This window comes from Neisseria sp. P0021.S006, assembly GCF_051956895.1.
In genome coordinates this window covers 1-1,817 of record NZ_JBQCWZ010000239.1, presented here as the reverse complement: position 1 = coordinate 1,817, position 1,817 = coordinate 1, and the positions used below count along the sequence as shown (strand labels likewise).

The window sequence follows — 1,817 nt, the reverse complement described above, 5'->3', positions numbered from 1 at the left end:
GTTATATAATAACAGCCTTTCAAAATATGATGAGAAACTAAAATGACACAAACCACACTCAAGCCCATTGTTTTATCTATTCTTTTAATCAGCACCCCTATCCTCTCCCAAGCGCATGAAACCGAGCAGTCGGTGGACTTGGACGAGGTTACCGTCGTCGGCAAAAGCCGTCCGCGCACCACGTCGGGGCTGCTGCACACTTCGACCACCTCAGACAAAATCATCTCCGGCGATACCTTGCGCCAAAAAGCCGTCAACCTAGGCGATGCTTTGGACGGCGTACCGGGCATTCATGCCTCGCAATACGGCGGCGGCGCGTCCGCTCCCGTTATTCGCGGTCAAACAGGCAGACGGATTAAAGTATTGAACCATCACGGTGAAACCGGCGACATGGCGGACTTCTCGCCCGACCATGCCTTGATGGTGGACAGCGCCTTGTCGCAACAGGTCGAAATCCTGCGCGGGCCGGTTACGCTCTTATACAGCTCGGGCAATGTAGCCGGTTTGGTCGATGTTGCCGATGGCAAAATCCCCGAAAAAATGCCTGAAAACGGCGTATCAGGCGAAGCCGGATTGCGTTTGAGCAGCGGCAATTTGGAAAAACTGACGTCCGCAGGCATCAATATCGGTTTGGGCAACAACTTCGTGCTGCATACCGAAGGCTTGTACCGCAAATCAGGCGATTACGCCGTACCGCGCTATCAAAAAGAAGAAGGCCGTCTGAAACGACTGCCCGACAGCCATGCCGATTCAAAAACCGGCAGCATCGGCCTGTCTTGGGTTGGGGATAAAGGTTTCCTCGGCGTAGCGTATAGCGACCGTCGCGACCGCTACGGCCTGCCTGCCCACAGCCATCTCTACGACGACTGCCACGCCGACATCATCTGGCAGAAGAGCCTGATTAACAAACGCTATTTGCAGCTTTATCCGCACCTGTTGACTGAAGAAGACATCGATTACGACAATCCGGGCTTGAGCTGCGGCTTCCACGACGACGATAATGCACACGCGCACGCCCACAGCGGCAAACCGTGGATAGACCTGCGCAACAAACGTTACGAAATCCGCGCCGAATGGAAGCAGCCGCTCCCCGGCTTCGAAGCCCTGCGCGTGCATCTGAACCGCAACGACTACCACCACGATGAAAAAACGGGCGATGCGGTGGAAAACTTCTTTAAAAACAAAACGCAAAATGCCCGCATCGAATTGCGCCACCTGCCCATAGGTCGTCTGAAAGGCAGTTGGGGCGTGCAATATTTGGGACAAAAATCCAGCGCGCTTTCTGCCATTCCCGAAACCGTCCAACAACCGATGCTGATTGACAATAATGTGCGCCATTACAGCTTTTTCGGGGTAGAACAGGCAAACTGGGACAACTTCACGCTTGAAGGCGGCGTACGCGTGGAAAAACAAAAAGCCTCCATCCAGTATGACAAAGCATTGATTGATCGGGAAAACTACTACAACCAGCCCCTGCCCGACCTCGGCGCGCACCGCCAAACCGCCCGTTCGTTCGCACTTTCGGGCAACTGGTATTTCACGCCACAACACAAACTCAGCCTGACTGCCTCCCATCAGGAACGCCTGCCGTCAACGCAAGAGCTGTACGCACACGGCAAACACGTCGCCACCAACACCTTTGAAGTCGGCAACAAACACCTCAACAAAGAGCGTTCCAACAACATCGAACTCGCGCTGGGCTACGAAGGCGACCGCTGGCAATACAATCTGGCGCTCTACCGCAACCGCTTCGGCAACTACATTTACGCCCAAACCTTAAACGACGGACGCGGCCCCAAATCCATCGAAGACGACAG

The 1,817-nt window shown here is 54.4% G+C and carries 1 protein-coding gene; it reads left to right on the top strand.

Annotation, left to right across the window (positions count from 1 at the left end):
* Window positions 1–42: 42 nt before the first annotated feature.
* Window positions 43–1,817 (top strand): TonB-dependent zinc receptor ZnuD (gene znuD / locus ACTHUM_RS12940; protein WP_440403050.1); only part of this gene is annotated, 1,775 nt, incomplete at its 3' end.